This window comes from uncultured Megamonas sp. (assembly GCF_958438645.1).
In the GTDB taxonomy this organism is placed as follows: Bacteria; Bacillota; Negativicutes; order Selenomonadales; family Selenomonadaceae; genus Megamonas.
Genome location: NZ_CAUBSM010000005.1, coordinates 84,431 through 109,959 on the forward strand (window position 1 = coordinate 84,431; position 25,529 = coordinate 109,959).

At 31.7% G+C, this 25,529-nt stretch carries 24 protein-coding genes; 18 read left to right on the forward strand and 6 right to left on the reverse strand.

The window, feature by feature from the left end; translation table 11 throughout:
• Positions 1–86: 86 nt before the first annotated feature.
• On the reverse strand, positions 87–323 hold the full coding sequence (locus tag Q5I67_RS05865; protein WP_302486687.1) for a hypothetical protein: 237 nt from the start codon (positions 321–323) through the stop codon (positions 87–89).
• 797 nt (positions 324–1,120) lie between these two features.
• Here Q5I67_RS05865 and Q5I67_RS05870 point away from each other — a divergent pair.
• Complete coding sequence (locus tag Q5I67_RS05870; RefSeq protein ID WP_302486688.1) at positions 1,121–3,373, forward strand: alpha-galactosidase; 2,253 nt, start codon at positions 1,121–1,123, stop codon at positions 3,371–3,373.
• Between the two features lie 163 nt (positions 3,374–3,536).
• Positions 3,537–4,883, forward strand: a complete 1,347-nt coding sequence (locus tag Q5I67_RS05875) for an S-layer homology domain-containing protein (protein WP_302486689.1) — start codon at positions 3,537–3,539, stop codon at positions 4,881–4,883.
• Between the two features lie 100 nt (positions 4,884–4,983).
• Here Q5I67_RS05875 and Q5I67_RS05880 read toward each other — a convergent pair whose 3' ends face one another.
• Both Q5I67_RS05880 and Q5I67_RS05885 read right to left on the reverse strand, forming a co-directional pair.
• Positions 4,984–6,006 carry a DUF362 domain-containing protein gene (locus Q5I67_RS05880; RefSeq protein WP_302486690.1) on the reverse strand — a complete coding sequence of 341 codons (1,023 nt, stop codon included), beginning with the start codon at positions 6,004–6,006 and terminating at the stop codon, positions 4,984–4,986.
• Between the two features lie 98 nt (positions 6,007–6,104).
• On the reverse strand, positions 6,105–8,060 hold the full coding sequence (locus tag Q5I67_RS05885; RefSeq protein WP_302486691.1) for a sigma-54-dependent Fis family transcriptional regulator: 1,956 nt from the start codon (positions 8,058–8,060) through the stop codon (positions 6,105–6,107).
• A 380-nt stretch (positions 8,061–8,440) separates the two neighbouring features.
• On the opposite strand from Q5I67_RS05885, the gene Q5I67_RS05890 reads away from it, so the two are divergent.
• From Q5I67_RS05890 to folK, 7 genes are all read left to right on the forward strand, one after another.
• On the forward strand, positions 8,441–9,076 hold the full coding sequence (locus tag Q5I67_RS05890) for a nucleoside recognition domain-containing protein (protein WP_296895752.1): 636 nt from the start codon (positions 8,441–8,443) through the stop codon (positions 9,074–9,076).
• Positions 9,077–9,090: 14 nt separating this feature from the next.
• The gene (locus Q5I67_RS05895; RefSeq protein ID WP_296895751.1) at positions 9,091–9,579 is read left to right on the forward strand and encodes a YjiG family protein; all 489 of its coding nucleotides are present in this window, start codon (positions 9,091–9,093) and stop codon (positions 9,577–9,579) included.
• A 25-nt stretch (positions 9,580–9,604) separates the two neighbouring features.
• Positions 9,605–10,798: a beta-aspartyl-peptidase gene (gene iadA, locus Q5I67_RS05900; protein ID WP_302486692.1), complete on the forward strand. Its 1,194-nt coding sequence runs from the start codon at positions 9,605–9,607 to the stop codon at positions 10,796–10,798.
• A gap of 489 nt (positions 10,799–11,287) precedes the next feature.
• On the forward strand, positions 11,288–13,336 hold the full coding sequence (locus tag Q5I67_RS05905; protein ID WP_302486693.1) for an OPT family oligopeptide transporter: 2,049 nt from the start codon (positions 11,288–11,290) through the stop codon (positions 13,334–13,336).
• A gap of 126 nt (positions 13,337–13,462) precedes the next feature.
• Positions 13,463–13,951, forward strand: a complete 489-nt coding sequence (locus tag Q5I67_RS05910) for an HD domain-containing protein (protein WP_302486694.1) — start codon at positions 13,463–13,465, stop codon at positions 13,949–13,951.
• Between the two features lie 18 nt (positions 13,952–13,969).
• Positions 13,970–14,788, forward strand: coding sequence for a dihydropteroate synthase (gene folP / locus Q5I67_RS05915; protein ID WP_302486695.1), 819 nt, complete (start codon positions 13,970–13,972; stop codon positions 14,786–14,788).
• Entirely contained in the window at positions 14,788–15,612 is an 825-nt protein-coding gene (gene folK / locus Q5I67_RS05920) for a 2-amino-4-hydroxy-6-hydroxymethyldihydropteridine diphosphokinase (protein WP_302486696.1), read from the forward strand. Before folP ends, folK begins: the two co-directional genes overlap by 1 nt.
• A 53-nt stretch (positions 15,613–15,665) precedes the next feature.
• On the opposite strand, the gene Q5I67_RS05925 is transcribed toward folK, so the two are convergent.
• The 3 genes from Q5I67_RS05925 to def form a co-directional block, all read right to left on the reverse strand.
• Entirely contained in the window at positions 15,666–16,433 is a 768-nt protein-coding gene (locus Q5I67_RS05925) for a DUF116 domain-containing protein (protein WP_302486697.1), read from the reverse strand.
• Positions 16,434–16,521: 88 nt separating this feature from the next.
• A complete protein-coding gene (fmt, locus tag Q5I67_RS05930; protein WP_302486698.1) occupies positions 16,522–17,457 on the reverse strand; it encodes a methionyl-tRNA formyltransferase in 936 nt (311 codons plus the stop codon).
• A gap of 12 nt (positions 17,458–17,469) precedes the next feature.
• Positions 17,470–17,928, reverse strand: a complete 459-nt coding sequence (gene def, locus Q5I67_RS05935) for a peptide deformylase (protein WP_296895743.1) — start codon at positions 17,926–17,928, stop codon at positions 17,470–17,472.
• A gap of 131 nt (positions 17,929–18,059) precedes the next feature.
• Between def and Q5I67_RS05940 the strand changes: the two genes are divergently transcribed.
• The 9 genes from Q5I67_RS05940 (at position 18,060) to truB (ending at position 25,515) form a co-directional block, all read left to right on the forward strand.
• Positions 18,060–18,623, forward strand: coding sequence for an NYN domain-containing protein (locus Q5I67_RS05940; RefSeq protein ID WP_296895742.1), 564 nt, complete (start codon positions 18,060–18,062; stop codon positions 18,621–18,623).
• A gap of 209 nt (positions 18,624–18,832) precedes the next feature.
• Positions 18,833–19,279 carry a ribosome maturation factor RimP gene (gene rimP / locus Q5I67_RS05945; protein ID WP_302486699.1) on the forward strand — a complete coding sequence of 149 codons (447 nt, stop codon included), beginning with the start codon at positions 18,833–18,835 and terminating at the stop codon, positions 19,277–19,279.
• A gap of 28 nt (positions 19,280–19,307) precedes the next feature.
• Positions 19,308–20,423 (forward strand): transcription termination factor NusA, encoded by a 1,116-nt coding sequence (gene nusA, locus Q5I67_RS05950; protein ID WP_302486700.1) that lies wholly within the window; start codon positions 19,308–19,310, stop codon positions 20,421–20,423.
• A 21-nt stretch (positions 20,424–20,444) separates the two neighbouring features.
• Positions 20,445–20,714: an RNase P modulator RnpM gene (locus Q5I67_RS05955; protein WP_296897894.1), complete on the forward strand. Its 270-nt coding sequence runs from the start codon at positions 20,445–20,447 to the stop codon at positions 20,712–20,714.
• Positions 20,704–21,018: a 50S ribosomal protein L7 gene (locus tag Q5I67_RS05960; protein ID WP_302486701.1), complete on the forward strand. Its 315-nt coding sequence runs from the start codon at positions 20,704–20,706 to the stop codon at positions 21,016–21,018. The genes Q5I67_RS05955 and Q5I67_RS05960 overlap by 11 nt, the downstream gene beginning before the upstream one ends.
• Positions 21,019–21,037: 19 nt before the next feature.
• Positions 21,038–23,329 (forward strand): translation initiation factor IF-2, encoded by a 2,292-nt coding sequence (gene infB / locus Q5I67_RS05965; RefSeq protein ID WP_302486702.1) that lies wholly within the window; start codon positions 21,038–21,040, stop codon positions 23,327–23,329.
• A gap of 11 nt (positions 23,330–23,340) precedes the next feature.
• Positions 23,341–23,697, forward strand: coding sequence for a 30S ribosome-binding factor RbfA (rbfA, locus tag Q5I67_RS05970; protein WP_296897901.1), 357 nt, complete (start codon positions 23,341–23,343; stop codon positions 23,695–23,697).
• The gene (locus Q5I67_RS05975) at positions 23,697–24,650 is read left to right on the forward strand and encodes a bifunctional oligoribonuclease/PAP phosphatase NrnA (protein WP_224169811.1); all 954 of its coding nucleotides are present in this window, start codon (positions 23,697–23,699) and stop codon (positions 24,648–24,650) included. Before rbfA ends, Q5I67_RS05975 begins: the two co-directional genes overlap by 1 nt.
• Positions 24,643–25,515 carry a tRNA pseudouridine(55) synthase TruB gene (gene truB, locus Q5I67_RS05980; RefSeq protein WP_296897905.1) on the forward strand — a complete coding sequence of 291 codons (873 nt, stop codon included), beginning with the start codon at positions 24,643–24,645 and terminating at the stop codon, positions 25,513–25,515. The genes Q5I67_RS05975 and truB overlap by 8 nt, the downstream gene beginning before the upstream one ends.
• The last annotated feature ends 14 nt before the right edge of the window (positions 25,516–25,529 follow it).

Sequence of the window (25,529 nt, forward strand, 5' to 3'; positions counted from 1 at the left end):
ATAAAATAATTCTTATGTACTCATAGAAATTTACAAATAAAAAAGGCACTCTATAAAATTTCTATAAAGTGCCTTAATATTAAGTATTAAATTGCTTGTTTTAATCTATTGAAACGCTTTTCAGTTTCAGTAGTTGATTTTTCAATCTCATGTACAAAATTCCCTAGCATTTCAAAACCTGTTTTGATGTCATGTTGCATATTGTCAAGCCTAGTTTCAATTTTATCAAGTCTAGTTTCCATGCTATCAAGTCTAGTGTTAATATTCTTGACTTCACTTGTTAATGCTTCCATCATTTGTAACATTTTTTCGTCATTGGTCATATTTTATCACCTCAATAAATATTTTAGCTTGTTTATAAGCTAATAACAACATAAAACAATACGCTTTATACTCTTATTAACTTATAAAAAAGAAATTATCTAAGCTTTTATAATAGTTTATGTTCTAAGCGAGGAACTTTTCCAACTGGTACTTATTCAGTCGCTTTTAATAGAATGACAAATAAACCAAAAGTGAATTACCTAGATAATCTCTTAGTATACAAGTATATTTTTTGGGCGGTAATATAAACCGAGTAACAACCTAGCTTTTTATTATACTGTGTACTACCAACACAGTTAAAAATTTGACTTTTTAAATTAAAGTACAACTATTTCTGTTTATACTCATATGCCTATAGATAAGCAAAATCAAAAATTAGATGAGTTTGTTTGTCAGTTTTTAGATTAAATATTAAGTGCTACAGATTACTATATATTTTATTTTTTAGGTGCTATAACAGTGCTACACATTACATTTATTTTGAATTTAATTCAATTAATTTAAATTTAAAAAATTTGATATAGAGCTATTTTAAAGCATTTTTAGGTAAATTAAATTATATTTATATTATGTATAACCTTTAATTAAAATTTTAACTATTTTTTACAAAATACAACATAGACACAATTTTAAGAAACATAAAACATTGATTTTATTTTTTAGAAATATTATAATATTAACCAAGAAAAGCGAAAACGTTTACAAATTTTATGTTGTATTGAATTTTGCAAAAAATCGTAGCATTTTTAATTTAATTATTAGTGCAAGAAAATCTTTAATTCAAGGAGGCTAAAAAATGATTATATTTAATCAGGAAACAAAAACCTTTCATTTGAAAACTGAAAAGACAAGTTATCTTATGAAAGTGTTGGAAACAGGACATTTGCTCCATTTATATTGGGGTCGTTCACTAAAAACTGACAATCTTGATTATACAGTGCGTAGAAAAGATTGGTTTAGTTTTTTAACTAATACAGATAATATAGATGCTTTTCAATTAGAATCTAAAGAACAAGAATATCCAGGATATGGTTCTACAGATTTACGTAGCCCAGCTATTGAACTTGAATTTGCTGATGGAACTAGTGCTACAGATTTTAGATATGTAAGTCATAAAATCATCGATGGCAAACCTGCATTAGAAGGGTTACCTGCAACATATGTAGAAGCAGATAAAGAAGCTCAGACATTAGTTATTACATTAACTGATAAAGTTAAAAATGTAGATGTAGAATTAGCTTTCACTGTTTTTGAAGAATTTAATGCTATTGCTCGTAGTGCAAAAATAATTAATAAAAGTGCTGATAATGTAAAAGTTCAACGTGCATTAAGTGCTAATGTTGATTTTAAAGATAGTAAGTTTGAAATGATTCAACTTTCTGGTTCTTGGGCAAGAGAACGTCATATTATTCGTACACCACTTCGCATCGGTGGGCAATGTGTAGAAAGTCGTCGTGGTGCAAGTAGTCATGCACAGAATCCATTTATGGCTCTTGTTCGCAAAGATGTTACAGAAACAAATGGTGATGTTTATGCTATGAGTTTAGTATACAGTGGTAACTTCTTAGCTAATACAGAAGTTGATATGTATAGCAAAACTAGAATGCAGATAGGTATTAATCCATTTGATTTCACATGGTTATTAAAAGCAGGAGAACATTTCCAAACACCAGAAGCAGTACTTGTTTATTCTAATGAAGGTTTGACAGGTATGAGTCACATTTATCAAAATTTATATGGCAAACGCTTAATGCGTGGTGTATGGCGTGATAAAGTTCGTCCTGTACTTATCAATAACTGGGAAGCAACATATTTTGATTTTAATGAAACAAAAATTAAAGCCATTGCAAAACAGGCTAGTGAATTTGGTATTGAATTATTCGTTTTAGATGATGGCTGGTTTGGTGAAAGAAATAATGATGATCGCTCTTTAGGCGACTGGTTTGTAAATGAAAATAAAATTCGTGGTGGCTTGAAAAAACTCGTTGATGAAATCAACGGTATGGGTATGAAATTTGGTTTATGGTTTGAACCAGAAATGGTATGCCCAATTAGTAAATTATATGAAGCTCATCCTGATTGGTGTTTGCATATTGATGGACGTACACGCTCTACTGCTCGTCGTCAGTTGATCTTAGACCTTTCTCGTGAAGATGTATGCGACTATATCATTAAATCTGTATCTGATGTACTTGCAAGTGCAAATATTGAATATGTAAAATGGGATATGAATCGTAATATGACAGAAATTGGCTCTGCTATTTTACCAGCAGAACGTCAACGCGAAGTGGCTCATCGTTATATGCTTGGTTTATATCATGTAATGGATGTTATTACAAGTAAATTCCCTAATATTTTATTTGAATCTTGCTCTGGTGGCGGTGGACGTTTTGATCCAGGTATTTTATACTATATGCCACAGACTTGGACAAGTGATGATACTGATGCTATTGAACGTTTAAAAATTCAATATGGTACATCTATGGTTTATCCTAATGTTGCCATCGGTTGTCACGTATCTGCTGTACCAAATCATCAGGTTGCTAGAATTACACCATTTGCTACTCGTGGTATTTCTGCTATGTGTGGTAACTTCGGTTATGAGCTTGATTTAACTAAATTAACTGATGAAGAAAAAGCACAAACTAAAGCACAAGTTGCATTCTACAAAGAAGTTAGAGAACTTATACAGTTTGGTGATTTCTACAGACTACAAAGTCCATTTGAAGGTAATGAAACTGCATGGAGTTTTGTAGCTAAAGATAAATCTGAAGCAGTAGTAAGCTTCTTCAGAACATTGGCTGTACCAAATGATAATTTAGCTACTGTTTGTGCTGTAGGTTTAGATGCTGATGCTACTTATGAAGATGTACGCACTGGCAAACTTTATGGTGGGGATGAATTAATGTATGTTGGCATTAATGTTCCAGATAAAGTAGTTGGTGGTATTCCTGAAGAAGGTAAAGAATTATTTGCTGGTATGCCAAGTCCAGTTATTGAAGGCGACTATGCTGCATTTATTTGGCACTTAAAAAAAGTTAATAAATAATTAGATAAAAATAGATAAACAAAAATGTTAGAGATTGATAATAAATAATATCAATCTCTAGCATATAAAGATTAAATGATTGAAAATTTTTAATATTATTATTTTTTTACAAGCAAAAACTTTATTTTAAATAAAAATTTTATATTTTAGGAGAGAAATTATTATGTTTAACAAATCTACATTAACTATTACAACATCTGCTTTAGTTTTAATGAGTACGGGAGTAGCAGGAGCTGCTAACAATCCATTTAGTGATGTTCCTCAAGATAGTTGGGCTTATGATGCAGTATCAACACTTGCTGCTGATGGAGTTATTGATGGTTTTCCAGATGGTACATATCAAGGCAATAAAATAATGACTCGCTATGAAATGGCTCAGATTGTAGCTCGTGCTATGGCAAAAGAAGATTTACAAAAAGCGGATAAAGCTATTGTAGATAAGTTAGCTGCAGAATTTGCAGAAGAGCTAGATAACTTAGGTGTAAGAGTAGCAGAACTCGAAGAAAAAAGTGATAATTTAAAATTCACAGGTACAGCTCGTTTACGTTATGATGATGGCGATATCAATGCTACTAACTATAAAGCTGGATATGGAGACGACAGTGCAAGTCACTCTCATATTGAATTTTGGATGAGAGGGAAAGTAAACGACAATTGGACAGCAGTAGGACAGATTGAAACAGAATATAATATGAAATCTGATAGTATAACTGCATATGGAGATAAAGATTTACAGGTAAATAAAGTATACGCAGAAGGAAATTTCGGCGATAGCATGTTGAAAATAGGTCGTTATGGAGAATTCTCCTCATATGGTAGAATAATCGATACAGAAATCTCTGGTGCAGAATACACATTTGAAAATGGAGATTTATCTGGAGCATTGACTTATGGTAGATTAAAAGATAGCAGAACATTAGCTGGAACTACATTTGGAACAAATGAAAGAAATGAAGATGGATCAGTTAAAACATACGGGGCATATCTTGGAACAGAATACTCATCTGCTAGATTGAAATATAATCTTAGCCCAGTAACAGCAATTGGTGCAACATATGGAAGATTAAATGAAGTAACAGTAGCAGAACAAGATTTTAAAGATAGCGTAAATTTCTGGGAAGCAGGATTTAATACAAAACTTGCAGATAATTTAACATTGATGGCAGCATATAGTAAATCTGATTTAGATGGAATAACAGATAGTGTAGGTAGTGAAGTGGTAAATGACGGATGGTTTAGTGAACTTCGCTATAAACAACACAATCCAAGTGATGTAGGTTCCTTTGCAATCTTCACAAACTACAGAAATGTAGGTGCATTCTCAACAATAGATGCAACAGTGGACTATACTGAAAACGTAAGAGGATGGACACTTGGTTTTGACTATGTACCAATGGAAAATACAACAATAGAAGTATTCTACACAACAGGTAGTCAAGTAAATGCAACAAGTACAGAAGGTAGACAAGATGTAGATATCTTCCGTGCACAAATGGAATTTTACTTCTAATAATATTAATAGTAATTATAAATTTAATAAATCGGTATTATAAGGTAGAAAAGACATCTTTTAAATTAATTTTTAAGAGATGTCTTTTTATTTATATTAATTAGAGGGAAATCAATTCATATTGAGGATTGCCCATTTTTAAATCACGCATAGCTGTCAATTGGTGTAGTCCATGACGAGATTCAATGCGTTCTACTAAATCTTGATTATTTGGTTGAGCGTATACTAGATCAATAGAAGCTTGATCTATAGCGAGTAAATCAGTTGAAGCTAAGATGCCAATATCAGGGATTGTAGGTTCAGCAGCAGATAATCCCGCACAATCACAGTCAACAGACATTCTACGTAAAACATTTATAAATACAATATGTTTTCCAAAATAATCAATAACAGCCTTGGCTGATTCTGCCATATTTTCCATTAATTGTTCTTTGCTTGGCCATTGTCCCCAATCTGCAGGTTGATTATTGACTGAAACTCCATGAACCATTGATTTACCAATTCTGCCATCAGCACAACCAATAGCAATATTTTTCATTGATCCACCATATCCACCCATAGCATGACCTTTGAAATGAGTTAATACAATCATAGAATCATAATTGATGATATTTTTACCCATAGAAATTTCTTTGAAATGTTTACCATTACGTACGGGAAGCATAACAGTACCATTTTCATCCATGATATCTACAGGACAAAAATCCCAGCCATTTACTTTTAATGTTTCTCTATGGCTTTCAGTAGTATATCTATCACCTTTATATAAAGTATTTGTTTCAACTATATTACTATTAGGTATATGTTCTTGGAATGTGCGAACCATTTCTCTAGGTAAAATATTAGGACCATTTTTTTCGCCAGTATGAAGTTTGATAGCAGTTTTTCCATAAATACCTTCATTGATTAAATTATATAGTTTTAATAGATTTTCTGCGTCTATTTGAGGTGAAAAATATACTTTAGCCTTTGAGCCAATCATATTATTATTTACTTTAGTGCTAGCAATTACGGGAGCTTGAGCAAAAGAATGAGATAGATTATTTGTTAGTCCATAAGTTGCTGCACCGATAACAGCACCACCAGCAACTTTAAAAAAATCACGTCTGGAAAAATTTTTCATAAAAAATACCTCCTTTAAATAATGATTTAGCTGTTAACTAAAGCATATATCCTTGAGTGGACTTCAAGTCAAGAAAATATTTTATAATTAGGAGGTTTTTAGATAGCTTTTAAACTGTATTTTCCGGATGATATTTTTATATAGTTTTCTTTTTGTAAAATATCAAGAATTTCACGGATTTTATTTTCGGAAATGGAAAATTTATGTGCTAGAGAACGCCTTCCAATGGGTTGTTTGAATTTATTACAGCGTTTAATTTCAGATAATATTTCTTCTTTTAAATTAATAGTTTCATTAGGAATATTAAAAATTTCAATTTTAATATCTTCAGGTAAATCACTACTTTGAGGTGGTTCATTAGGGCAAATATTAGTTAAATATTCAACTACATTTTGTAATTCACGAATATTACCAGGCCAAGAATAATTTTGTAAGCAGGTTTTTATATTAGAAAAATATATTTTCGCATCTATGGATAGAGGTTTATATTTCTTATAAAAATTATAGGCAAGAGGTAAAATATCTTCTTTGCGTTCACGTAGTGCAGGCATTTTTAGTGGCAGTACATTTAAGCGATAATATAAATCTTCACGCATTAAGCCTGTTTTTATATGTTCCTTTAAATTATGATTAGTAGCAACAATAATACGAACATCAATAGGAATTACTTTTATACTGCCAACACGACGAATTTGTCGCTCTTGAAGCACGCGTAATAATTTTACTTGAAAAGGTAGAGAGGCATCGCCTATTTCATCTAAAAATAGTGTTCCTTTATGAGCAGCTTCAAATAAACCTGATGAGCCACCTTTTTTAGCACCAGTAAAAGAGCCTTCAACATAACCAAATAATTCAGATTCCAAAAGTGTTTCAGATAGGGCTGCAAAGTTAATAGCGACAAAAGGGCCAGAACTTCTATTAGAAGCATTGTGAATACTTTGAGCTAATAATTCTTTACCCGTACCAGATTCGCCCTGAATAAATACTGTAGAGTCTGATTTGGCCATTTTCTGTGCAAGTGATAGTACTTTTTGAAGTGCGGGACTTTTGCCAATAATATTAGAAAAATTATAGCGAGCAATATTTTGTTCTTGATATAAACGACGACGTACAGATTCTTCTAGTCGATGAATTTCAGAGACATCTTTTAAGACGAATAGTTTACCATTATCACTATTTTTAGCATAGAGCGGAATTTCTGAAATTAATAGTTCTTGTGAAGGGAGTTTTAATATGCCTTCTTTTCGAGGATTATTTACAGTTTTAAAAAAATTCTCATTTAAAAAAGTTTCGCTATCTTGGCCAATAATTTTACTAGCTTTTTGGGAAAATAATTTTTCGGCAATAGGATTGAAAACAGATATTTTATTTTCTTTGTTGATAGCGATTAAACCATCATGGACATTATTGATTACAGTTTTAAAACGTTCTTTCATTTTGCTACTATCAATTAATAGTTTGTTGCCTGTTTTTATTAATTTAATTATATCCTGAATGTATTTTGCAGATAGTATATTAGCGAATTTATCTAATATATTAAAATGCATGAGAATTTCAATGATAGATGTGATATCTACTAAACGTGTTTTGATGTCGATGATATGATTTACAAAGCTGGGTACAAGCTCGTTTTCTCCAGGGGTTATAGCTATTTTTAGTTTGGGATAATTTTTTATTCCTGGATAATATGGAAAATAATTTATATGGTCTATACCTAATGTTTGTAATAATAAAATAGTTTCTTCGGCACTATCTTTAGAGTCATTGACTAGCAGGACATCACTATATTTGGGTAATTTAAATAATTTACCAATTTCATGGTAATTTATAGAACGACGTGCAATAATATATGGAACATTTTGGGGATGAAAATTAATTCTTTCGAAAGCATATTCACTAGAGTAAAGAATTAAGTCAACTTCTAGGTTAGTAGGTGGTGGTGAAGAGGAGTAGTAATATTTGATATCTAAAGAAGAGTAAAGAATATTACGTAATTGTTCATAAATAGTATGAGCCGTATTATATCCTAGAGAAATAATAACTAATTTTTTCATATGTTTCTCCTATATATTTATAATCATTTAATTATTGAGGTAATAATAAATTATTCTAACATAATTTATTATATTAAAGAAGTAAAGATTTTTTAGTATACAAAGTATCAAAAATATTATAATAAAATATTTTCTTGAATAAAATAGTAATATAAAGGTTTTAGATTAAAAAATAAGACTACTATGCAATTATTTTAAAAGTTAATGGGAAATTTAAAGTAAAATAATATAAGTTTCCCGTTAAAATAAATATATTAAATAAAAAAATATAATACAAATGTACATATATAATAGATAATTAAAATAAATTATACTTGGCATAAGAATTGCTATATAAATATAGTGAATTTATATCTTAAGTATATTTGGGAGTGATTTTTATGGAAAAACGCAATGATGATTTGAAAATTAAGGTACCATGGTACGGTTATGTTGTTTTTGTATTAGCAATTTTATTATTTTCAGGAATTTTTTCTTCTTCTGATGGGGTTTTACGTGCATTAGATTTCAATGTATTGAATGGTAGTTTTGGGCAAATACCAACTGATAAGGCTATGAGCTTTAGAGGTGCTGGCGGTAGCGGTGCTAAAGATGGCTTTTTATTTGCTTTAGAACTTATTCCTGCTGTTATTTTAGCTTTAGGAATTGTAAATGTTATTGATGGTTTAGGTGGATTGAAGGCTGCTCAAAAATTAATGAACCCATTATTAAAACCTTTACTTGGTGTACCGGGTGTTTCTGCACTTGCAAATATCGCTAATATGCAAAGTACAGATGCTGCTGCTGGTATGGTTAAAGAATTAGTTGATGAAGGAAAATTGACAGATAAAGAACGTTCTGTTATCATCACGTATCAAACAAGTGGTAGTGCGTTTATAACAAATTACTTTTCTTCTGGTGCTGCTGCTTTTAGTGTTTTACTTGCACCAATCATTGTACCTTTGCTTGTGATTTTTGTATTTAAAATCGTGGGTGCAAATTTAATGCGTTTGTATTTTAAATTTATTGGAGAATAAGTGAGGTAAGACAGATGAGTGATAATAAAGTAGAAGCTATCCAGAAAAAAACGATTTTAGATTTATTTATTGATGGTGCTAGAAAAGGTTTTACTATTGGTACCACTAGCTTATTACCAAATGTTGTAATGGCATTTGTTATTATTCGTATTTTAGATGTTACAGGTCTTTTACATTTGATTGGTGTTGTATTTCAGCCTGTAATGGGACTTTGGGGCCTTCCTGGTGAAGCAGCAACAGTTTTAATAACTGCTTTAATGAGTATGGGCGGTGGTGTAGGTGTAGCAATGAGCTTATATACTGCTGGTTCTTTAGATTCCATGCAAGTAACTGTTCTTTTACCTGCTATCTATTTGATGGGTAATCCTGTACAGAATGTAGGTCGTTGTTTGGGTATTTCTGGTGTAAATACTAAACATTATCCTGCGATTATTTTAATTTGTGTAATTAATGCATTATTATCTATTTGGGCAATGCGTTTTATTATGTTATTTTTACAATAAGTTTATAATAAGAAGGTTGATTTAAATGAATACAGAAAAAAAATTTTTTACTTTATTAAAAAATGCACATGTTATTGCTCCTGAAGATTTAGGAGTTAAAGATATTTTAGTAGCTGGTGAAAAAATCGCTATGATAGGTGAAGATTTATCTTTACCAGCAGTATATGATTGCGAAGTAGTTGATTGTGAAGGCAATTATGTAGTACCAGGTTTTATCGACTCTCATGTACATTTAATCGGTGGTGGCGGTGAAGGTGGTTATGCTACGAGAACACCAGAAATCCAATTAACAGATATCACAACTTCTGGTGTAACTACAGTACTTGGTCTTTTAGGTACAGATGGTGTAACTCGTCATGTAGCTAGCTTACTTGCCAAAGCTCGTGGTCTTGAAGATGAAGGCATTACAGCATATATTTATTCTGGTTCTTATGAAATTCCAACACCAACAATTACAGGTAGTGTACGCAATGATATTATTTTGATCGATAAAGTAATTGGTACTGGTGAAATTGCTATGTGCGATCATCGTTCTTCTCAATCACCAAAAGAAGCTTATCAACAGATTACAGCAGAAGCTCGTGTGGGCGGTATGCTCAGCGGTAAAGCTGGTGTAGTTAATATGCATTTAGGTGATGGTGAAGATGGATTAAAAATGCTTTATGAAATCACTAAAAATGGTGAAATTCCTAAAACACAAATCATTCCAACTCATGTGAATCGCAATAAACGTTTATTTAAAGAAGCTATTGAATGGGCAAAACAAGGCGGTATTATGGATGTAACTTCTAGCGTCAGCCCTGAAACTGGTTCTAGTCATTCTGTAAAATCCAGTGAAGCTGTAAAACAAGCATTAGAAGCTGGTGTTAATATTGAAAATATCACCATGAGTTCTGATGGTAATGGTAGTATGCCAATTTTTGATGAAGCTGGTAATAATATTGGCGTTGGTGTAGCGAGCCAGATTTCTATTTTGAATGAATTTAGAGATATGGTACAAAAAGAAAATATTGCGATTACAGATGCTATAAAAATTATTACAAGCAATATTGCTAAATTCACTAAATTATATCCAAGAAAAGGTTGCTTAGCTAATAATAGCGATGCAGATATTTTAGTATTAGATAAAGATTTACAATTACAACATGTGTGGGCAAGAGGCACTCATATGGTAGAAAATGGTAAACCTATTGTATTTGGTACTTTTGAAAAAAGATAAGATAATATCTTAATGTAATAATTTAGATGCACTCAAATCTAAAAAAAGAAAAATTTTTTCGAGATTTGAGTGCATTTTTTATTTATTCGTTTATTAAAATGAATATTTTTTCATTTTTTATTTTAAATAAATAGATTAAATGTAATTTAATTAATACAATAAAAATGTCTTTTGTTGAAATACATAATTGTAAAATTAGCAAAATAATAACTTTTTTATTGTTAATATATTACTTTTTAATGTTAACTTGTGAAAATTAAAAATTCTTCTAAAAGTGGACATTAAACCGTATAAAAGTAGATGAAATTGAATTAATATCTGTATTTATTAGATTTTTATTTGTTTTATATAAAATTTCGATGATAATCATTAATTTTTTCTTTTAAAATTATCATTATAAAGATGTTTTTATTGTGTATTTAGTCTTGCACTTTGTGTAATAGTATTATACAATTAGGTTTGAATTTATTTGTAAAGGAGATTTAATTGATGAAAGAGCATGATTTTATGAGTCATGAATTGAAGCTGCCTGAACTTACCATACGTGGTATGATTTTAGGTTTACTTATAACAATTATATTTACAGCTTCAAATGTGTATCTGGGATTAAAAGTTGGTCTTACATTTTCTTCTGCTATCCCAGCTGCAATAATTTCTATGGCAGTTTTGCGTATGTTCAAAGATTCCAATATTTTGGAAAATAACCTTGTACAAACGCAAGCGTCAGCAGCAGGTACATTATCTGCCGTAATTTTCATTATTCCAGGTCTTTTGATGATCGGTTATTGGCAAGGATTCCAATTTTGGCAAACTTTAATGATTTGTGCTTGTGGTGGATGCTTAGGGGTGTTATTCACTATTCCACTTCGTCGTGCAATGGTAGTAAATACAGATTTACCTTATCCAGAAGGTCGTGCAGCTGCTGAAATTTTAAAAGTTGGTAGTGCTAGTTCTGAAGGTAAATCCGGTGTTAGTGGTATTAGAGATATTGTAAGCGGTGGTATCATTGCTGCACTTATCAATTTATTTTCTAGTGGATTTGGATATCTTTCTGGTTCAATGCTTACTTATTTCAGTGTTGGTAAACAAGCTGTTACACTTTTACCACTTGGTTTCTCTCCAGCACTTTTAGGGGCAGGTTATTTAATCGGTCTTGCAAGCGGTATTGCAATGCTCGTTGGTATGATTGCTGCTTGGTGCGGTTTTGTTCCTTACTTAATGTCTATTACTAATATTCCAGTAGGCACAGAACTTTCTGATGCAGCACAAAGTATTTGGTCTGCAAAAGTTCGTTTCATGGGTGCTGGTACAATGGGTATTGCAGCTATTTGGACTTTACTTACTTTAATGAGACCAATTATAGATGGTATTAGAATGTCTATTAAAGCTGTATCTGATGGCAGTAAAGTAAATGACAATTTACATCGTATGGATACAGATATGTCACCAAAAAGTATTGGTATTGTATTCTTATTAGTTATTATCGGTTTAGTAACAGTATTTTATTCTTTCTTATCCGATGGTCATTTATCTACTGGCACAATGTGGTTATATATTGTTGTTGGTATTTTTGTAGCTGTTGCAATGGGCTTCTTTGTGGCTGCTGCTTGTGGTTATATGGCAGGTCTCATCGGTACATCTTCTAGCCCTATTTCTGGTATCGGTATTTTAGGTATTATCGTTTCTTCTATCGTAGTGCTTGCACTTGGTGATTATGCTAATTTATTCTCATCTTCAGAAGGAACTTTATTTGCTACAGCATTTGCTATTTTTATCACTAGTGTTATTACTAGTATTGCAGCAATTTCTAATGATAATTTACAGGATTTAAAAACTGGTCTACTCGTTGGTGCAACTCCTTGGAAACAGCAGGTTGCTCTTTTAATCGGTTGTATTGCTGGTGCTATTGCAATTGCTCCAGTATTGAATCTTCTTTTTGAAGCTTATGGTTTCCCTGGTGCTTTTCCACGTGAAGGCATGGATGAAAGCCAAGCTTTATCTGCTCCACAGGCAACACTTATGACTACTATTGCTAGAGGTATTTTCAGTAGCAATATGGATTGGTCTTATATTTTCTATGGTGTTGTTTTTGGTATTATCATCATAATCATTGATGTTCTTTTGAAGAAAAACACTAAAAAATACAGCTTACCACCACTTGCTGTTGGTATGGGTATCTATCTTCCACCAGAACTTGAAATGCCACTTGTTTTTGGTGCTGTAATTGCTTATTTTGTTCATTTATATTTACGTAAACGTGCAGCAGTTCGCAGTCCACAGGATATTACAGGTGATGTAGATAACTGCAATCGTCATGGTGTATTATTCGCTTCCGGTTTGATCGTTGGTGAATCCTTGATGGGTGTTATCATGGCAGGTATCATCGTTGTTTCTGTAACTTCTGGTGGCGACGAATCACCACTTCGCATGGTTGATGCAAGCTTTGGCGGTACAGCTGAATGGCTTGGATTATTAGTAAATATTTTACTCATGGTAGAATTTGTACGTCGTGTAGTTACTACAAAGTTAAATAAATAATTAATTATAAGAAACGACTTCTATTATTTATTGTTTTAATAGGAGTCGTTTTTTTATTGTTTAATTAGTCGTTTTCTTTTATAATGAAATATATGTATTTTTTAGAAAAATTAGGGAGCAAAAAACATGAATTTTGATTGTAAAAATACGATTATACAACATAAAATATTTAAAAAATGTTATAAAGAAATAGCTAAAGAAGAAGTAAATCGTATTTTTTGTCGACATGATATGAGTCACTTTTTAGATGTAGCTAGATTGATGATGATCTTGAATGTGAAAGAAAATTTAAAGATAAGTGATGATATGATTTATGCGACAGCTTTATTACATGATATTGGGCGTCATATTCAATATCGTCAAGGAATAGGCCATGAAATATCTAGTGCACAGATTGCTCCTTTGATTTTAAATGACTGTAAATTTACTCAAAATGAGCAAAACTTGATCATCGAAGCCATTTTAAAACATAGAGATAGTAAAGTCAGTGAAGAAAAAAATCTAAATGGATTATTATATAGAGCTGATAAGATGAGTAGAGCATGTTTTTGTTGTGATGTAGAGCCTATTTGTAATTGGAAAAATGAAAAGAAAAATTTAAAATTAAAATATTAATTATTTGAGGTATTTTTTATGAAAATTGGTAGTAGAGAGTTTGATTTTGGTAAACACACTTATATTATGGGGATTTTGAATGTAACACCTGATTCATTTTCTGATGGTGGAAGATTTAATTCTTTAGATAAAGCTTTATTTCATGCTGAAGAAATGATAAATGAAGGCGTTGATATTATCGATGTTGGCGGAGAGTCTACTCGTCCTGGCTATACTTTATTGAGCGATGAAGAAGAGATATCTCGTATCGTACCTGTGATTGAACGTTTAAAAAAAGAATTTGATGTGCCGGTATCTTTGGATACATATAAGGGAAATGTGGCTAAAGAGGGAATAAAAGCTGGTGCTGATTTAATCAATGATATTTGGGGCTTAAAATATGATGATATTTTGGCTAAAGTCATAGCAGAAAACAATGTAGCTTGTTGTTTAATGCATAATCGCAAAGATACAAATTATAAAGATTTTATAAGTGATGTAGTGAAAGATTTGCAAGAAACCCTAGATATTGCACATAGGGCTGGTATACAAGATGATAAAATAATCTTAGATCCTGGAATTGGTTTTGCCAAAACTTATGAGCAAAATTTATGGATGCTTAAGAATTTGTCTAGCTTGCATGAACTAAAACATCCATTATTATTAGGTGCTTCAAGAAAATCTGTAGTAGGGTTGACATTAGGTTTGCCTGCTGATGAAAGAGTTGAAGGCACAATTACTACATCTATTATGGCAGTGTTAGCAGATTATGATTTTGTACGAGTTCATGATATAAAAGAAAATCTAAGAGCTATAAAAATGGCGGAAGCGATAAAATATGCTAAAGGAGAATTTTGATGGATATAATTCGCATTGATAATTTAGAAGTATATGCTTATCATGGAGTATATCGTGAAGAAAAAGAAAAAGGTCAGTATTTTTATGTAAATGCTGAATTATATACGAATACAAGAAAAGCTGGCATGAATGATGATTTAAATGCTTCGACTAATTATGGTACAGTATGCGATTTTATTCATGATTTTATGACTAAGCATACTTATGATTTAATTGAAACAGTAGCTGAACAATTAGCACAGGCATTGTTATTAGAATTTAAATTAGTGAAAAGTGTTTTATTAGAAATTAGAAAACCACATGCACCTATTGAAAAGGTATTTGAGTCTGTATCTGTAGAAATTGAACGTGGCTGGCATGAAGCTTTTGTGGCTTTTGGTTCTAATTTGGGAGATAAAGAAAAATTTATAGATGAAGCGATTGAAGCTTTGAGTAAATTACCACAGATAAATATATTGGCAATTTCTGATAAAATCATCACTGAGCCATATGGTAATGTAGAGCAAGATGTATTTTTAAATGGTGTGATGAAGATAGAAACACTTTTGCCAGCTGAAGAATTATTGCAGATTTTACAAAAAGTAGAAGAATATGCGGGTAGAGAACGTAAAATACATTGGGGCCCTAGAACTTTAGATTTAGATATAATTTTTTATGATGATGATATTATTATAGAAGATAATTTAATTGTTCCACATCCTGATATGAAAAATCGCGATTTTGTACTTAAACCATTAATGCAAATTGCCCCATATAAAATACATCCTGTATATAGAAAAACTATCAGTGATATGTATACTGAATTGATGACTAAAAAACAATAGAAATAAAAAAGTTGTAATCAAATGATGTGAAATCAAATGGTTACAACTTTTTATTATTTAATAAATTGTTTTATTGTTTGTTCGACTAATTCTAAATCTACAGTGGTATTATAGCAAGGACCGTTAGGTCTGATGTTTAATACACCAGCAGCTGGCAGTGGATAAACATCTTGTATACCACTTGTTAAGTCACGTTCACAGGCTATGGCTAAAACCATTTTAGGACGAAGTTCTTTTGCTATTTTTCGTGCTAGAGTACCACCAGTAGCTACGCGAAAATTAAAACCTAATTTATTAGCCATATCAATTAATGGCCCTATAGTACATTGATTACAGTGTTTGCAATTGTTGATGTTATGAGTGATTTTATGAGGGCAAGTAGCAAGTTGTAGACAGTGTGGTGAAATGACTAATAAATCCTTAGCTTCTACTTTAATTTTTCTATGTGTAAGAATATAATTGTTCAAAGCGATAAAGGAACGTTCTATTTCACGGCGTCCAATGTGAAATACTTTTCCCCATAAAATAATGATAGGAAATAATAAGTTGATAAAGTTAAAAATATATTTATCAAGAAAAGAAAATATTCTTATATTGGCTACATTAAAAATCATATTTAAAATGAATAGACAACAAAAAATAAATATTATACTAACAAATATAAAAGCTATTTGAGCAATAATTGTTAAATTTAAAACAAATAAGCGAGGATAACATAGCCAGATAATTAGATATGTTAAAAACATTATGCTAAATAGACTAAGACTAGCTAATTTGATGAATAAACGTTTTTTTGTAGTTTTTAAAATGTCATTGTACATAATTTATCCTAATCTTTCATATAAATATAAAATCGGTGAGAAATTAGTAAGAAAGCGAAAATAGCTAGGCTACTTTCGCTTGTTATTTTTAGATAAAAGATACATTATTTTCAAGTTCTTGTTTATGACCATTTATATATGAACTTGCTGGCATTTTCGCTTTATTAGGTGGCTGGATTTCAAGAAGCTCGATTGCATCTTTACCAGTAGCAACGATGATACTATGTTTAGTCAATTTTATGATTTGGCCAGGATTTCCAGTTCCCGCAGTTACTCTTGTTTGCCAAATTTTAAATTTCTTATTATTTAAAGTAGTATAAGCTACAGGCCAGGAGTTTAAGCCACGTACAAGATTATGGATGTCTTGGGCAGATTTTGTCCAATCAATGCGACAATTATCATTGTTTAGCATTTTAGCATAGCAAGATAAATTATCATCTTGTTTTTCACGAGGAGCTTTATTTTCTTCGATTAATTGAACTGTCTGCAATAATAAATCTGCACCCTGAGCCATTAATTTATCATGAAGTTGTGCTGTAGTCATATCTGGAGTGATTTCAGTAGTAGCTTTTAAAATCATATCACCAGTATCTAAGCCTACATCCATATACATAGTAGTGATACCAGTTTGTTTATCACCACTGATGATTGACCAATGGATTGGAGCAGCACCACGCCAACGAGGTAATAATGAACCATGTACATTTACACAGCCAAGTGGAGGTATATCAAGTATTTCTTTAGAAAGAATTTGACCGAAAGCAACTACGATGATTAAATCAGGTTTTAATTCACGAAGCTTGGCTACACATTCAGGTGTTTTTATTTTTTCTGGTTGATATACTGGTAAATTGTGTTGTAGGGCATATTCTTTTACTGGAGACATGGCTAATTTTTGACCACGTCCTTTTGGTCTATCTGGTTGTGTATATACAGCAGTTACATTGTAGTGCTGGTTTAAAATATCTAAGCAAGGTACGGCAAATTCTGGAGTACCCATGAAAACAATATTTTTTATTGGCATTAAAAACACCTCTTATTTTTGGACTTTTTGAAGATTATTAGCTATGTCAATAAATAATCTTCCATATAAATGATCAATTTCATGCTGAAGACAACGAGCAAGTAATCCTGTTGCTGTGATACGATGTCGTTTACCACGACGATTTAAATATTCAACGCTGACTTTGGCAGCACGTTCTACTTCACCATAAATACCAGGTACACTCAAGCAACCTTCTGTATCTATTTCAGTACCTTCTTTGCGAATAATAGTAGGATTGATGAGTTCTAAAAGACCTTCACCTACGTCAATAACTACAACTTGTATAGATTGACCTATTTGAGGTGCAGCAAGACCTACACCATTAGCTTTATACATGGTTTCTGCCATGTCATCAAGTAATGTACGAATAGTTTTATCAATTTTTTCAATTGGTTTAGCTTGTTGTTTTAAAACAAGGTCACCAGCTTTTTTTATATCTAAAATAGCCACGAAAATTCCTCCTATAAATTTCACAAAATTCACTGATATAAATTTTAACATAGGTAAGAGTATAAAGCAAAGTCAATAGTATTTATGATATAATATAAATGTCAAAAAATTGAATTGGAGAATAATAACTTATGAATAGAAGTAGAACATATTTGACACCAAATAGACATGAAAAATATATGATAGTAGATGGCTATAATGTAATAAATGCATGGGAAAGTTTAAAAAAATATATTAATGAAGATTTAGATTTTGCTAGAGAAAAATTAATTCATCTTTTGATGGAATATGGACAATATGAAAAATATGATATTACCATTGTTTTTGATGCTCAATATACTAATGCTGAAGAAAATGTAGAAGAAAAATCCAAACATTGTAAAGTAGTATATACAAAAGAAAAAGAGACTGCTGATAGTTATATTGAACGCAGTGCATATGAAGCAACTAAATATTATAGTAAAGAAGTGTATGTAGTGACATCTGATGGAGCAGAGCAGTCGTTGATTTTAGGGGCTGGAGCATATCGTATTTCAGCAAATGAGCTATGGCGTAGAGTAAAACATAGTAAAAAAAATATTCGAGATGAATATACAGGTAAGCATGCTTTGCCATTGAAACGCAGTGAATTAGGTTCAAGAATAAATGATGAGGTTATAGCAAAATTAGATAAACTTAGAAAAAGTAAAAGTTAAGAAATAAATGTAAAATTGATCAAACTTATAAGTGATTATAAATAGAAAATTTATTTTTAGAGATATTTTTGCATAAAAGTATAAAATCTTGCATAGATAAATTTTCTATGCTATACTAGTTAAAGAAGTTAATTTGATTATTCCTTAAAGAGTGGGTAAACACCCACTCTTTACTTTATATTGGGGATAATATTACAGGAGGTGTTTCGATGGCAAATCGTGTGGAAGAAGCAGTTGAAAAAATTGCTGAAGAAATTTTAGCTAATACTGATTATGAACTTGTTGATGTAGAGTATGTAAAAGAACGTGATTGGTTTTTACGTGTATACATCGATAAAGAAGGTGGCATTGGCCTTGATGATTGTCAGGAAGTAAGCGGCCTACTGGATGAAAAGCTTGAAGAATTAAATATTATCAATGACCGCTATATTTTGGAAGTGTCTTCACCAGGACTTGACCGTGCGTTGAAAAAAGAAAAAGATTTTAAACGCGAAATGGGCAAAGTGGTGGATATTACATTATATAAGGCTATTGATAGTGAAAAAATGATAACTGGTAAATTAACTGGTTATACAAAAGATATTATTACTATTGATGAAACTAGAGAAATAGCATTAAAAGATATTGCTTTAGTTAGATTGCATATTGATTTTTAAATTAAGATTAAGGAGTAAATGTAATTAAATGGCAACCAAAGATAAAGGCTTTTTAGATGCGTTAAAAGAAGTTGGACAGGAGAAAGGCATAGCACCAGAAGTATTATTTGAAGCAGTAGAAGCAGCATTAGTATCTGCTTATAAAAGAAATTTCAATACTGCTTCTAATGTGCGTGTGTATTTAGAAAGAGCAACTGGTGAATTTCATGTATACGCTCAGAAAAAAGTTGTAGAAAAAGTAGAAAATAAAGTTACAGAGATTTCTTTATTACAGGCTCAAAAACAATTTGGTGAAAGCATTGTTTTAGATGACGTAGTAGAAATAGAAGTAACACCTGCTAACTTTGGACGTATTGCGGCACAAACTGCAAAACAAGTAGTAGTACAACGTATTAGAGAAGCAGAACGTGGCATTATTTATGAAGAATATTCTAATCGTTCTAGTGATATTTTAACTGGCGTAGTACAGCGTATGGAAGGTCATAATGTATTTATTGATCTGGGAAAAACTGAAGCTGTACTTGCACCATCTGAACAGATTAGTACAGAACAATATAAACATAATGATCGCATTAAAGTTTATGTAGTAGAAGTAAAAAGAACATCTAAAGGGCCTCAAATTTTAGTATCTCGTACTCATCCTGGTTTATTGAAAAGATTATTTGAACTTGAAGTACCTGAAATTCAAGAAGGTACTGTTGAAATTAAATCTGTAGCCCGTGAACCAGGTATGCGTTCTAAAATAGCAGTGTACTCTGCAAATGAAGAAATCGATCCAGTTGGTTCTTGTGTAGGTCAAAAAGGTTTACGTGTTCAGGCTGTCGTTGACGAGCTTCGTGGCGAAAAAATTGATATTGTAAAATGGAATGAAGATCCAGCAAAATATATTGCAAATTCTTTAAGTCCTGCAAAAGTAGTATCTGTTGCAGTAAATGAAGAAAAGAAAATGTCTAGAGTCATCGTACCAGATTATCAATTATCTTTAGCAATTGGTAAAGAAGGTCAAAATGCTAGATTAGCTGCAAAACTCACTGGTTGGAAAATCGACATCAAGAGCGAAAGCCAGGCTGCTGAAGAAGGTTTTGATTCCGACGATATGAATATGGTTAATGTAGTCAGCGAAGAATCTTTCTCTGTTGATTAAAATACTTTGGGAGGTAAATAGATGAAAAAACTTCCTGTTCGTTTATGTGTAGGTTGTCAAGAACCTCATAATAAACGTGAAATGATTCGTATAGTTAAAAGTCCTGAAGGCGAATTTAGTGTAGATTTCACTGGTAAGAAATCTGGACGAGGAGCCTATATCTGCAAGAATATTGAATGTTTGAATGCAGCAGTGAAACAACGTCGTTTAGAAAAATCTTTTAAATGTCAGATTGATAACTCAGTATATGAACAGCTAAAAGAGGAATTTGCCAAATTAGATGAACAATAAGGTTAAATTAATAAATATTATAAGCATTGCTTGTCGTGCTGGTAAGGTGATATCTGGAGAATTCGTCATTGAAAAAACTTTGAATGGCAAAAATAATGTTAAATTATTGTTATTGGCTAGTGATGTAGCTACTGCCACAAAGGAAAAATATGAAAAATTATCACAAAATAGTAAGGCTTTATTGAGATATACAGAGCTTACAAAAGATGAAATGGCGAATTCTATAGGAAAAACAGATAGAGCAGCTATAGCGATTTGTGATGAAGGCTTTAAAAAAGCTATTTTAAAAATATTGGATAATTGAAAACCCTGGGGGTGGCTTAATGTCCAAATATAGAATTTATCAATTAGCTAAAGAATTTGCTTTAGATAGTAAAAAAGTAATTGATATTTTAAAAAAGAATAATATTAATGTTAGTAACAACCTAAATTTGGTTGGCGAGAAAGAACGTGAGGTTATAGCTAGTATCGTGAATAATAAAGATAATAATAAACAACAAACAGCAAAGAAAAATAATCAGCAGAATGTAAATCATACAAATCATAAAAATAATAATTCTGTTAACAATAATTCTAATAGAAATAAAAATAATCAAAGTAATACACATCAGAGCAATACTAATCGCAATAATAATAAAGTAAATGAACATAAAGCTAAAAATAATACAGTAAATAATACTGCTAATAATAAAAATCGCAACAATAAAAATAATCGTCCTCAAAACAACGATAGAAATAATAACCGCAACAATAATAAGAAAAATAATAACAACAATAATAACTTTAATAATAAATTTGCTGGTAATAAGAAAAATAAAGGCAAAAATAATAAGCCTGTAGTGGAAAATAAACCACAAGAAATCATTCGTCCAAAACATATTAAAGTTGGCGAAACAATTACAGTTAAAGAATTAGCTAGTAAAATGACATACCCTGTAACAGATGTTATTAAAAAATTGATGTTACTTGGTACAATGGCTACAATTAATCAGGAACTTGATTTTGAAACAGCTTCTTTAATTGCAGAAGAATTCGGTATCGCTGTAGAAGAACTTCCACCAGAAGTTGATTTAACAGAAATCCCTGAAATTGAAGATGATCCTAAAAATTTAGCACTTCGTCCTCCTGTTGTAACAGTAATGGGACATGTTGACCATGGTAAAACTTCTTTGCTTGATGCTATTCGTAAAACATCTGTAACATCAAATGAAGCAGGTGGTATCACTCAGCATATCGGTGCATATCAAGTTATGTGTAATGGTCAAAAAATTGTATTCTTAGATACACCAGGTCATGAAGCTTTTACAGCTATGCGTGCTCGTGGTGCTCAGGTTACAGATATCGCTGTACTTGTCGTTGCAGCTGATGATGGTGTTATGCCTCAGACTTTGGAAGCTATCAACCATGCTAAAGCAGCAAAAGTGCCAATCGTTGTAGCTATCAATAAAATGGATAAACCAGGAGCTAATCCTGAACATGTAAAACAACAGCTTGCTGAACACGAACTCATTCCAGAAGAATGGGGCGGCACTACAATCATGGTACCTGTTTCTGCAAAGAAAAAAGAAGGTATCAATGATTTATTAGAAATGATCTTATTAGTAGCAGAAGTACAAGAACTCAAAGCTAATGCTAATCGCGAAGCTCGTGGTGTAGTAATCGAAGCACGCCTTGATAAAGGTCGTGGCCCTGTAGCATCTGTACTTGTACAAAATGGTACACTTCATATCGGTGATTTCATCATTGCAGGTACTGCTTGCGGTAAAGTTCGTGCAATGATCAATGACCGTGGTGAAAAAGTGAAAAAAGCTGGCCCATCTATGCCAGTAGAAATCTTAGGTCTTGCTGATGTTCCAGAAGCAGGGGATGAACTTGCAGTATTAGACGAAAAACTTGCTAAAACTATTGCTGAAAAACGTATTGAAAAACAACGTAATGAACTTATGCGTTCTAAGAAAGTTTCTTTGGATGATTTATTTAATCAGATCAACGAAGGCGATATTAAAGAATTAAATATCTTGATTAAAGCTGACGTTCAAGGTTCTGTTGAAGCAGTATCCTCTTCACTTTTAGGTCTTAATAAAAATGAAAGTGAAGTTCGCGTAAGTATCGTTCACTCTGGTGTTGGTGCAGTAACTGAATCTGACGTAATGCTCGCTTCTGCGGCAAATGCTTTGATTATTGCATTTAATGTACGTCCAGATGCTAATGCACGTAAACTTGCAGATACTGAAAAAATTGATATTCATACTTATCGTGTAATTTATGAAGCTATTGATGATATTCAGTCTGCAATGAAAGGTATGCTCGCACCTAAATATAAAGAAGTAATTCAAGGTAAAGTAGAAATTCGTCAAGTTATGAAATTCTCTAAAGCTTTAGTTGCTGGTTCTTATGTACTTGAAGGTAAAGTATGTAACAATTCTAAAATCCGTATCATTCGTGATAATATTGTATTATATGAAGGTCAGATTGAATCTTTACGTCGTTTTAAAGATGATGTAAAAGAAGTAGCAGCTGGTTATGAATGCGGTATTACTATTGATAATTATCGTGACTTCAAAGAAGGCGATATTCTCGAAGTATACGATATGGAAGAAATTCCACAGAAATAAGGAGTATATTAATGGGAAGCGTTCGTATAGAAAAAGTACAAGAATTAATAAAACAAGAAGCTAGTGAAATCATAATGCGAGAATTAAAGGATCCTCGCATTGGTTTTGTAACAATTACAGAAGTTGATGTATCTAGTGATTTACGCAATGCCAAATTATACGTAAGTATTTTGGGCAGTGATAAACAAATTGAAGATACTTGGAATGGATTGAATTCTTCATTAGGTTTTATCCGTAGAGAATTAGCACATCGCATTCGTTTAAAATTTATTCCAGAAATTAAATTTTTCATGGATACTTCACTTCAATATAGTGCACATATTCAAGAATTATTGATAAAAGTGCAAAAAGATGAGGAGCAAAAATAATGGAAGTAACACTAAAACAAGCTGGTGAATTAATTGAAAAAGCTAATAAAATAGTGTTATCTTCTCATGTAAATCCTGATGGTGATAATGTTGGTTCAACTTTAGGGCTATATCATGCCCTAAAGGGAACTAATAAGGATATAAAAATTTTATTAGATGATGATTTACCAGATAATCTCGGTATGATGGAAGGTTTAGATTTATATCAAAAACCTCAAGATGGTGAGATTATAGAGTGTGATTTACTTGTGATTTTAGATGTTGATGTTGATCGTATCGGCAGAGTAAAAGATGTAGTAAAAGCACCTATTTTGAATTTAGACCATCATATATCTAATACAAAAGTATCTGATTATTGCTATGTTGATGCTAAAGCGGCAGCTACAGCTCAAATTGTCTATAGTTTAATCAAAGAAATGAATTGGCAGTTTAATTTAGAAGCGGCTACATGTATTTATACAGGTCTTTGTTCTGATACGGGATTTTTCTGTTATAGCAATACAACACCTTATACATTAAAAGCTGCTGCGGAATTGTTAGAAATTGGTGTAAAACCAGATAAAATTTCTGAAGTATTTTACCAACGTTCTTTTTCTAGTGTAAAGGCAGCTGGAAGAGCTATAGATACTATTGAGTTATATCATGATGGCAAAATTGCTTTGATGATTATTGATAAGGTTTTAAAAGAGTCTGCTGATAATACAGAGGGCTTTGTTAATTTTGCTAGAAATATTCGTGGTGTAGATGTAGCTGTGATGATTAAATATGCTGATGATGAAGTAACTAGAGTAAGTATGCGTTCGAAATCAGTAAATGTTAGTGAGATTGCTCAATCTATTGGCGGTGGCGGTCATATTCGTGCAGCTGGTGCGACTGTATATAAAAATCTTATGGAAGCAAAAGATATCGTACTTAATGCTATTATCAAAGGAATGAATAAAGAAAATGCCTAATGGATTTGTAAATGTTTTAAAAGCACCAGGAATAACATCACATGATATTGTATCTCATTTACGCAAGGTCTATGGATTAAAAAAAGTAGGTCATGCTGGGACTTTGGATCCTGCAGCTGCTGGAGTTTTGCCAGTGGCACTGGGAAAAGCTACAAGAATGCTTGAATATATGGATGATGTAGATAAATCCTATAAAGTGGAAGTTACTTTTGGTTTTAGTACTGATACTGGTGATGATACAGGCAAAATCATTGAAACGATGGAAAATTATACTATGCCTACAGCTGAAAAAGTAAAAGAGGCATTAGAAACATTTCGTGGTGAAATAAAACAAAGACCACCAATGTATTCAGCCATCAGAATTAATGGTGAAAAAGCGTATAATTTGGCTCGTAAAAATATAGAAGTAGAAATGCCAGAAAGAGATGTTGTCATTCATGATATTAATTTTCAAGAGATGACACAAAATGGCTTTATTTTTGAAGTAGTTTGTTCTAAAGGTACTTATATTCGCAGTTTATGTATGGATATTGGTAAGTATTTAGGAATACCTACAGTGATGAGTTTTTTAATCCGTACTCATGTGGGAGCATTTAAATTAGAAAATGCTTTTACTACAGAAGAAATAGGCCTATTACCACATATGGCATTATTGCCGATAGATTTTCCAATTGAACATTTACCAAAATATGTTATTTCTGATGAAGAAGCAGTGATGATTAAACAAGGTAAACAAATTGCTGTTAGAGAAGATGAAGAAATAACAGAAAAATTTATTCGTTTATATAAAGATAAAGAATTTGCCGGTATTGGTCGTTATGTATTTAGTGAACATAAGATAGCACCACATAAGGTAGTATTATAAAAAATAGAAATATA

What these genes read in the sequence shown, in the direction of transcription:
- Q5I67_RS05955 (WP_296897894.1), top strand. Translation starts at nt 20,445, where the DNA reads ATGAAAAAACTTCCTGTTCGTTTATGTGTAGGTTGTCAAGAACCTCAT.
- Q5I67_RS05925 (WP_302486697.1), bottom strand. Translation starts at nt 16,433, where the DNA reads ATGTACAATGACATTTTAAAAACTACAAAAAAACGTTTATTCATCAAA.
- folK (WP_302486696.1), top strand. Translation starts at nt 14,788, where the DNA reads ATGGATATAATTCGCATTGATAATTTAGAAGTATATGCTTATCATGGA.
- Q5I67_RS05895 (WP_296895751.1), top strand. Translation starts at nt 9,091, where the DNA reads ATGAGTGATAATAAAGTAGAAGCTATCCAGAAAAAAACGATTTTAGAT.
- Q5I67_RS05880 (WP_302486690.1), bottom strand. Translation starts at nt 6,006, where the DNA reads ATGAAAAATTTTTCCAGACGTGATTTTTTTAAAGTTGCTGGTGGTGCT.
- rbfA (WP_296897901.1), top strand. Translation starts at nt 23,341, where the DNA reads ATGGGAAGCGTTCGTATAGAAAAAGTACAAGAATTAATAAAACAAGAA.
- Q5I67_RS05885 (WP_302486691.1), bottom strand. Translation starts at nt 8,060, where the DNA reads ATGAAAAAATTAGTTATTATTTCTCTAGGATATAATACGGCTCATACT.
- Q5I67_RS05940 (WP_296895742.1), top strand. Translation starts at nt 18,060, where the DNA reads ATGAATAGAAGTAGAACATATTTGACACCAAATAGACATGAAAAATAT.
- fmt (WP_302486698.1), bottom strand. Translation starts at nt 17,457, where the DNA reads ATGCCAATAAAAAATATTGTTTTCATGGGTACTCCAGAATTTGCCGTA.
- Q5I67_RS05905 (WP_302486693.1), top strand. Translation starts at nt 11,288, where the DNA reads ATGAAAGAGCATGATTTTATGAGTCATGAATTGAAGCTGCCTGAACTT.
- iadA (WP_302486692.1), top strand. Translation starts at nt 9,605, where the DNA reads ATGAATACAGAAAAAAAATTTTTTACTTTATTAAAAAATGCACATGTT.
- infB (WP_302486702.1), top strand. Translation starts at nt 21,038, where the DNA reads ATGTCCAAATATAGAATTTATCAATTAGCTAAAGAATTTGCTTTAGAT.
- rimP (WP_302486699.1), top strand. Translation starts at nt 18,833, where the DNA reads ATGGCAAATCGTGTGGAAGAAGCAGTTGAAAAAATTGCTGAAGAAATT.
- folP (WP_302486695.1), top strand. Translation starts at nt 13,970, where the DNA reads ATGAAAATTGGTAGTAGAGAGTTTGATTTTGGTAAACACACTTATATT.
- nusA (WP_302486700.1), top strand. Translation starts at nt 19,308, where the DNA reads ATGGCAACCAAAGATAAAGGCTTTTTAGATGCGTTAAAAGAAGTTGGA.
- truB (WP_296897905.1), top strand. Translation starts at nt 24,643, where the DNA reads ATGCCTAATGGATTTGTAAATGTTTTAAAAGCACCAGGAATAACATCA.
- Q5I67_RS05975 (WP_224169811.1), top strand. Translation starts at nt 23,697, where the DNA reads ATGGAAGTAACACTAAAACAAGCTGGTGAATTAATTGAAAAAGCTAAT.
- Q5I67_RS05910 (WP_302486694.1), top strand. Translation starts at nt 13,463, where the DNA reads ATGAATTTTGATTGTAAAAATACGATTATACAACATAAAATATTTAAA.
- Q5I67_RS05865 (WP_302486687.1), bottom strand. Translation starts at nt 323, where the DNA reads ATGACCAATGACGAAAAAATGTTACAAATGATGGAAGCATTAACAAGT.
- Q5I67_RS05960 (WP_302486701.1), top strand. Translation starts at nt 20,704, where the DNA reads ATGAACAATAAGGTTAAATTAATAAATATTATAAGCATTGCTTGTCGT.
- Q5I67_RS05870 (WP_302486688.1), top strand. Translation starts at nt 1,121, where the DNA reads ATGATTATATTTAATCAGGAAACAAAAACCTTTCATTTGAAAACTGAA.
- Q5I67_RS05875 (WP_302486689.1), top strand. Translation starts at nt 3,537, where the DNA reads ATGTTTAACAAATCTACATTAACTATTACAACATCTGCTTTAGTTTTA.
- Q5I67_RS05890 (WP_296895752.1), top strand. Translation starts at nt 8,441, where the DNA reads ATGGAAAAACGCAATGATGATTTGAAAATTAAGGTACCATGGTACGGT.